This window comes from Shimazuella kribbensis DSM 45090 (assembly GCF_000428065.1).
In the GTDB taxonomy this organism is placed as follows: Bacteria; Bacillota; Bacilli; order Thermoactinomycetales; family Thermoactinomycetaceae; genus Shimazuella; species Shimazuella kribbensis.
In genome coordinates this window covers 1-7,143 of sequence record NZ_ATZF01000039.1, presented here as the reverse complement: position 1 = coordinate 7,143, position 7,143 = coordinate 1, and the positions used below count along the sequence as shown (strand labels likewise).

The 7,143-nt window shown below is 35.6% G+C and carries 9 protein-coding genes; 4 read left to right on the top strand and 5 right to left on the bottom strand.

Annotated elements, in window-relative coordinates; translation table 11 throughout:
* From A3GQ_RS0120915 to A3GQ_RS0120895, 3 genes are all read left to right on the top strand, one after another.
* Positions 1 to 401 (top strand): DUF4267 domain-containing protein (locus tag A3GQ_RS0120915; protein ID WP_028778691.1); only part of this gene is annotated, 401 nt, incomplete at its 5' end.
* A 385-nt stretch (positions 402 to 786) separates the two neighbouring features.
* Positions 787 to 1,311: a DUF2199 domain-containing protein gene (locus A3GQ_RS0120905; RefSeq protein ID WP_037465778.1), complete on the top strand. Its 525-nt coding sequence runs from the start codon at positions 787 to 789 to the stop codon at positions 1,309 to 1,311.
* A 497-nt stretch (positions 1,312 to 1,808) separates the two neighbouring features.
* Positions 1,809 to 2,114, top strand: coding sequence for a hypothetical protein (locus A3GQ_RS0120895; RefSeq protein ID WP_028778688.1), 306 nt, complete (start codon positions 1,809 to 1,811; stop codon positions 2,112 to 2,114).
* Between the two features lie 252 nt (positions 2,115 to 2,366).
* Here the strand turns inward: A3GQ_RS0120895 and A3GQ_RS28570 are convergent, their stop codons facing one another.
* From A3GQ_RS28570 to A3GQ_RS27465, 5 genes are all read right to left on the bottom strand, one after another.
* Entirely contained in the window at positions 2,367 to 2,639 is a 273-nt protein-coding gene (locus A3GQ_RS28570) for a putative RNA methyltransferase (RefSeq protein ID WP_425423392.1), read from the bottom strand.
* 395 nt (positions 2,640 to 3,034) lie between these two features.
* Positions 3,035 to 3,541, bottom strand: coding sequence for a GNAT family N-acetyltransferase (locus A3GQ_RS0120885; RefSeq protein WP_028778687.1), 507 nt, complete (start codon positions 3,539 to 3,541; stop codon positions 3,035 to 3,037).
* Positions 3,542 to 3,766: 225 nt separating this feature from the next.
* Positions 3,767 to 5,872, bottom strand: a complete 2,106-nt coding sequence (locus tag A3GQ_RS0120880) for a type IA DNA topoisomerase (RefSeq protein ID WP_028778686.1) — start codon at positions 5,870 to 5,872, stop codon at positions 3,767 to 3,769.
* Between the two features lie 196 nt (positions 5,873 to 6,068).
* Positions 6,069 to 6,314, bottom strand: a complete 246-nt coding sequence (locus A3GQ_RS0120875) for a hypothetical protein (protein ID WP_028778685.1) — start codon at positions 6,312 to 6,314, stop codon at positions 6,069 to 6,071.
* A gap of 195 nt (positions 6,315 to 6,509) precedes the next feature.
* Entirely contained in the window at positions 6,510 to 6,680 is a 171-nt protein-coding gene (locus A3GQ_RS27465) for a hypothetical protein (RefSeq protein WP_156877868.1), read from the bottom strand.
* Between the two features lie 117 nt (positions 6,681 to 6,797).
* On the opposite strand from A3GQ_RS27465, the gene A3GQ_RS0120865 reads away from it, so the two are divergent.
* Positions 6,798 to 6,998, top strand: coding sequence for a hypothetical protein (locus A3GQ_RS0120865; RefSeq protein ID WP_028778684.1), 201 nt, complete (start codon positions 6,798 to 6,800; stop codon positions 6,996 to 6,998).
* Positions 6,999 to 7,143: the final 145 nt, after the last annotated feature.

The window sequence follows — 7,143 nt, the reverse complement described above, 5'->3', positions numbered from 1 at the left end:
ATTGGGGGCCAAAGTCTGTAACGTTTTGGCTGGTAGGTGTTGTTACACTATTGATGTTGTATATAGGAGTAATGGGATTTCTTCAACCAGAAGCCTCAATACAAGGTTATGGTTTACCATTGAAAGATACTGCTGACAAAACAATTGTTTGGGTTAAAGCAGATCGAGATTTATTCATCGGAGTATTTATGCTAGCTTTGATGGTGCTTCGAATGAGAAAAGCATCCTTGGTATTTTTATTAGCTACAACAGGTTCACCTGTATTCGATGCGATTATCGTATTGCAAAATGCAGTAGATAAAACACCAGCATGGGTTCATATCGTAACAGTAGTATACATGTTGATCGTGAGTTGGATGTTGTACCAACAAGAGAAAAAAGCAAAACATTCCAATGAATAAGAAAGCAGGAGGATAATCTCCTGCTTTTCTGCATGTGTTCGCAATCATTATCATACGCAATCCTTCCTTTTATTCCCTAAAAAAGAATAGCTTTTTTCAGCTTAGGGATTCTTTTGGCTTAGCTTGATGGGTATGTACGGTGACCCCTAATATACCTTTTCGGGGAGATGTGCAAAAATACCCTATATCCTTTCTCCATACATCATTTTCAATACCAGATTTCCAGCATCTTTCGCATTTAAACATCTAGCTAAAACCACCTTTTCTAGTCAATTGTAATCACTATTGTATAAATAACAAATTTGCTGGTATTAGCCCTAGTAAGGTGCTTTTTTGTTTATAATGTTATAACCATTTTAATAAAAATAACTAGGAGAATTGAATTATGAATAATATAAAAGGATATATATGTTCTTGTTGTGGTAAATACCATGATAAACTTCCTATGAGTTATGGTAATCAAGCTCCTTATCATTGGTATCAAATTAGCCTTGAAGAAAAGGAAACACGATGTGAAATTAATTCTGATATATGTGTTATTGATGACAGATACTTTTTTATTAGGGGTTGTATAGAAATTCCTGTAGCAGGAATGTTAGAGCCTTTTATATGGGATGTATGGGTTTCATTAAATGAATCTAATATAAAAAAAACTATAGAAGTATGGGATATAAAAGGAAGAGAAGAAAAAGTAAAACCAATGTTTGGATGGCTTTCAACTTCCATACCTTGTTATCCAGAGACTTTAAATTTGAAAACAATGGTGCATATGCGGAGAGTTGGTGTTAGACCCTTTATCGAGTTAGAGCCGACTGAACACCCATTGTCAGTTGAACAAAGAAAAGGAATTACGATGGATCGTATTAAACAGATTGCAGAACAGTTTTGTTCAGAAAGTAGGAGTTTCTAAACAAAAACAATTAAACTCTAAAATTAACTTTTTTTCCAAGACCAATTAAATCAGCTTCATCTTTTTACTGAACACAAAAGCTTACATTATTTGTAATCTATCATGATTTCTATGAACAAACTTGATTATATGGAGTGAAACATTCGATTTGGTTGTTATGAAAAACTAATTTTAACAAAATCCCCCTCTGAAATTCTTAAATATTAGGAAAGGAATGCCTTACTCCGACTATTCAAGGTTGGACAAAAACTTACTTGGCTTTCACTCAATTACTAGAAAGAATGTTGATGGAAAAATGGATATTAGAAAAAGAGAACAGTGGTTTCGATATTATAAATATAAAGATCTAGACCCCTTTGATATCAAATGTCTTATACCACAATTTATAGTCTACTATCAATCTTCTCTTTGTTGTGGGACAGTTGATATCCAGAAAAATATTCATCCCAAAAGCAATGAGTATGTTCACAAAAATTTTATAGTTAAGCCGTACTGACATGCTATTACTACAAAAGTTGTCTATTTTTCAAAATGGAGAGCCTCTAAAAGAATGGGAAGAAGATTCTCTAGAGCAATATAATTCTCAAATCAATCAGCGTGTTCGGAAATTACCTTTTAATGGATACACCTATATATCAATTGAAGGAGCTTATATGGTATTTCAAGATAGTAAGCCTCAAAACTGTAGCGAATATCTTGATACATTTGATGAAACCCGCCAATTTGCCTTGCATAAGTCTTTGCAATTTCCTCAAACTATGTTTCTAATTTCTCGTATTATTGAAGAAGCCTCTTGGCATTAAAAAAGAAAGGGTTTCTGCTTTCTTCGGTTGGATGTTCTAGATAAAATGTAAGATATCTCTTTCTAATAGAAAATTGCACATTTTATAATACAAAGGTACCTTTTCTTGAAGATGTCCAAAACACCCATGTTCGGATTTAGATAGAAATGCCGTTGTATGCTCTGTGAAAAAAGGCTAAACCGCTGGGAATCACACTGCGTTTCAAATACGGCCTGATTGTGTAGGAAGCCACTTTTTCGCACTTGGTGACAGCTACGCTGGTACTTCCCCTAATTGGTCAAAAAATCCATTTCCCCATATCATCCTTCTAGACTCAAACAAGGATTTATCATATTTTGTTTTGGGGGGATGTTTCAAAAAATTCACGTATCCCCTTCTTGACAGATCAAAACAATGTTTTCTTGAGCATATTAAACTTGTAAGGTGAACTATTTTCATTGGATTGGAACATAGTGGGCATCTAAAAATGTTCTGATACCCTGCTATAAGATTTGCTAGTAAAGTCTTTTTTTTGTATTTAGACATAAAAAAGCACCCCATTCATTCATAATCGGAGAACAAAAAAAGGAACAGATAAATAAACCCACCCTATTTACAAATTAAAAATAGTTGAGTTTAAAATTTTCTGTACCTCACATTACCGAAAACGGATGAATTGGATGATCATAATTAAGTAACCTCGTTCTGAAACAAATTTTTTAACCTTTGATCATCATAACACAATCTTCTACCCTGTTTTTTAGGTATGCAAAAGATAAAGTCGTTCAGTTGCTGGTTCAAGGCTCTGAAGAGCCTTATATGCATCGAAAAATCCCCTACGGGAGTAGAGAGTTGTTGTTGTCCTTGACGCCTGACTTTCTACTTCACAACGACTCTCTATAAATACAATTCTACTTTGGGGTTTTATGGTAGGAACCCTGTCATTGGGCCCTATACACATTTGTATACAAGATTTCTTTGTAAAGGGCAAACTCTTTTTCTATGAGAACGCGAGGATAGCTCATAATTTTGAGTGGTAAATTAGCCTGCCCTTTCTGAAGAGGAGGCTGCACATATTCAAAAGGATTGAGTTGAAACCCCAATCGCTCATAAAAGCCTATTCTCCGTTTCGCCAATTCCGTTTCAGGATGTTCCACCTCCAATAGAATGGGCTTTATTGACTCTTCGATATACGCAGCCATTATTTTTCTACCTACACCACTTCCACGCATAGCTGGATTGACCGCAATATGTTCCACAAATCGGAACAATGGGAATTCCCATGAAGCCAAAAAGGCAATAATTTGGTTACTGCTATTCGTTTCCGTAATGAGACGGTAATGAGGATCTGTCAGCAAATTCTTCTGGTTCGCATAAGTTCTTCGTTCATTTTCTGGAAATGATGCTTTCATAAGTGCGAAGATTTTATCAAATTCTCTTTCATTCATAATCATAATCATTTCCTTATCTAAGCTATTTGTCATTATAAATGATATTGTCTCATCAACAAGATGTATTATTCCAATGATTACTGCAATAAGAGCTCCTCTTTCTAGCCCGGTGACAAGGTTCCTGTTCTAGTCCGTCAGATAGAATCCATTATATGGTTACGTTGCCACTCAGTAGCCGTTTGCTGGTTCTACCCCTATAAGCGATTCACTATGTGAATTTTCTCATTTAAAGTTATCAGAAAAAATAAAGCTAATCTTACCATCTTTCAAAATTAGTTTAGCATCAAATTTTTTCCCCTTCGATGAAGTAAATCCTTTCACTAACTGAGTTGTCTTTCCTTCTATTAGTTTCTTAACAATAGCTTCGGACAATTTTTTTCCTAATAGCTTCTTTGGTAGAGTGAATTTGCAACCATTTTTATATCCTGTACAACCATAAAACGTCTTACGATCTACAATACCGCTTTTACAGATGGGACAATGGGAAATATAAGTTTCAGAGACAATTTCTTTACAACTTGATACATCCCATGATTGGTAGCTATCTATGGATTCCTTGATCAAATTCTGAACTAATTCCTTGGACCTTTCGATAAAGGGCTGAGCCTCTTTCTTTTTCTGTCCAATCTGATAGAGATACTGTTCCCAACGAGCTGTTAAATCAGGTTTGGCTAAAACGGTTCCTTGAACCGCAGAAGCTAGTAGTTTCCCTTTTTCCGTTACATATGCCACATTCTTCTTGACTTCAATATAGTTCCGATTTTTTAAAGTTTGAATGATACCGCTTCGTGTAGCTTCTGTTCCAAGTCCCATTCCTTTCATATCGGCTTGCAAGTCATCGTCATCAATATACTTTCCAGCGGTTTTCATCAGAGTAACCAATTGTCCCTCTGTATACGCTTTTGGAGGCTTGGTAATACCTTCTTTTAAAACGATACTTGATTTGACTTTCTGATCAATTTTCAACGCAGGCAAAAGGGCTATTTCCTCTTTTTCTGACTCTTTTTCATCACGAAACATGTTTTTCCAACCATAATCCAAGATGCGATTTCCAATGGTCTTAAAATCATAATTATGAACATTCGTCATAATAACCGTTTGCTCATATCTATAATCAGCCATATGTGCGGAAATCAAGGAACGAGCGATTTCATCATAGATAAGCTTTTCGGATTTGGATAAATCATCTAGGTTTGATGGGATCTCTTCTGTAGGAATGATTGCATAGTGATCTGAAACCTTCTTGTCATTGACGAATCGTTTATCAGAAAGTATATTCCTTACCCCACTAGGAATGGAAAAATATTTACGTAAAGCATTAAGGATAGATGGAAATGTCTCTGCTTCTGCGGTTGGTACATGTTGACTATCTGATCTAGGATAAGATATATAGCCTTTTTCATACAAGGTCTGAACATTTACTAGTACATCACTAGGCGATATTTTATACTTGCGATTTATCTTAGCCTGAAGTGTCGAAAGACTATGAAGCAGTGGAGGTTTAACCGCTTTTTCTTCGGTTTGAATTTCTGATACAGTACCTTCGTGATTTTGTACATCCAGCAAAATAGCTTCTGCTTTTTCCTTTTCAAAAAACTTTTCTATGTACTTTCCTTGGTACTCTTGTCCCTCTTCGGTACGAAAAATACCTTCCAGTTCCCAAAATGGCTTTGATTGGAACTGTTCAATTTCGATCTCCCTATTTCTAATGAGACAAAGAAGCGGAGTTTGAACTCTACCTGCAGAAAATACCTCTTTCACTCCTTTTTCACGCATAAGGAGTGTATATAATCGACTTGTATTCATACCTACTAACCAATCACTTTGAGCCCTGGCCAAGGCTTCAAAATACAAAGATTTAGTTTCTTCTCCATCCAAAAGATTTCTAAAAGCCTTCTGAATGGCACTTTCCGTAAGAGATGAACACCATAATCGTTTTATCGGTTTTTTGGATGCCCCAGATAACTGAAGAATTAGTCGTGCAATATATTCCCCTTCTCTAGCAGGATCCGTAGCTATTACAATCTCATCTGCTTGAGAAAGATGTCCCTTGATATTTTTAAAATGAGAGACTTTATCTTTGATGGTTTTATATTGAAAGCCTTCTGGAATAATAGGCAGGTGCTTCAGGTCCCATTTCTTCCAGTTATCCTTGTATTCTTCAGGGGATTTGAGCTCAATTAGATGACCAATCGCCCATACTACTATTGCTCCTTTTGGAAAAAGAGAACAGGGTTCAATTTTAATATGATCCTTCTGTTTCCTCCCCTGAAAAGGCGCAGATAACTTTCTAGCCTGATCTGGCTTTTCAGCCAAAATAACTTGCATGAAATCACATCCTTTTCTTTCTCTGGCTGTTTATTCGAAGATAAACAACCGATCCACCATTTAATACCTTCTTTTCTACGTGATCCCTTGGATGGTGACTTTCAAGTTCCAACAGAAGGAAATCTGAAACTTGATGGTCAACAGTTGAGTTTGTGGTGATAGAGTTGCTGATTGTTCTAATTAATTACTTTTTATACTAAAACCACACCTTATGCATCCCTTTTAGAAACTGGTCTGTGATGAAAAATCCAGAACTCTCGCCTATAACAGAATCAATTCCACAATAAGGACAAACCGCTGTATCATCGTCATCCCACCATTTATCTATTTCATCTGGGTTAAATATTTTCAAACAATAAAAGCATCCACATTTTCTATCCTTCTCTAAGTTTTTTCTATTATGACTACTAAAACGATGTGCTTTTTTAAAGTTTTTTTCCATTATTATGTCTCCCTTTTAAATAAAACCACACTGTTAGATAGGTACACTGATTGTAACCCTTTATTTCACCTTCGGGAGAATGAGTACAAATGTAGGATTTTCACCACTAACCTTTTGGAGAACCATTCGTGCTCTAGTCCATCAAATAAGATTTTACTATATGGTTCAGTTGTCTCTTAGGAACCGTTTGCTGTTCTATAGCATCCTCTTAGGCTCATCCCAAAATTTCTTTCCTTGAGCAAGGAAAAATTGATCTAACCAAGTCACAAAGTTCATGTTAAGATTTTTTGCATCTTCTACAATACTAGACTCCCACCACAACAAATAATCCTGTTCTCCCTGATTAGCTTTCTCTCCATCAATCATTAAATAGCCACCATCTTGAGGGGATAATACCACTATTGAGGTCTTTTTTTATTTCTCTAGACTTTGGCATGCTATATTAAGTGAATTAATGAATATTCCGACTGGAGAGATGAAAACATGTCATTTCATATATGGTTGTCCATTGGTGTCGTTGTAATTTCTGGTATGATGATAGTTCTGTTTCTTTTTCTATCTACTTTTTCCAAAAGAATAAGAGGTAGAAGTAGACAGATGATCAACGCCTTTTTCTTCTTTCCTGCATTCTACCTCTTTTTAACATGGATATTTACACCATTGTTACAGTTATTGTTTGAATAAACTCACATGGTTGATTTTACCGGATGGGGCACATGGCCACATTTGATACAATAAAGATCATACGTTCTATCAAATACATAGAGCATATGGTTGTGCATAGAGCCGCCGTTTGGTGGCTCTTTTGCTTTTTATAAAAGGGATTCAC

Bases quoted from the DNA above. Each gene is read 5' to 3' on its own strand.
- A3GQ_RS0120905 (WP_037465778.1), top strand. From the start codon at position 787: ATGAATAATATAAAAGGATATATATGTTCTTGTTGTGGTAAATACCAT.
- A3GQ_RS0120895 (WP_028778688.1), top strand. From the start codon at position 1,809: ATGCTATTACTACAAAAGTTGTCTATTTTTCAAAATGGAGAGCCTCTA.
- A3GQ_RS28570 (WP_425423392.1), bottom strand. From the start codon at position 2,639: ATGTCTAAATACAAAAAAAAGACTTTACTAGCAAATCTTATAGCAGGG.
- A3GQ_RS0120885 (WP_028778687.1), bottom strand. From the start codon at position 3,541: ATGAATGAAAGAGAATTTGATAAAATCTTCGCACTTATGAAAGCATCA.
- A3GQ_RS0120880 (WP_028778686.1), bottom strand. From the start codon at position 5,872: ATGCAAGTTATTTTGGCTGAAAAGCCAGATCAGGCTAGAAAGTTATCT.
- A3GQ_RS0120875 (WP_028778685.1), bottom strand. From the start codon at position 6,314: ATGGAAAAAAACTTTAAAAAAGCACATCGTTTTAGTAGTCATAATAGA.
- A3GQ_RS27465 (WP_156877868.1), bottom strand. From the start codon at position 6,680: ATGATTGATGGAGAGAAAGCTAATCAGGGAGAACAGGATTATTTGTTG.
- A3GQ_RS0120865 (WP_028778684.1), top strand. From the start codon at position 6,798: ATGTCATTTCATATATGGTTGTCCATTGGTGTCGTTGTAATTTCTGGT.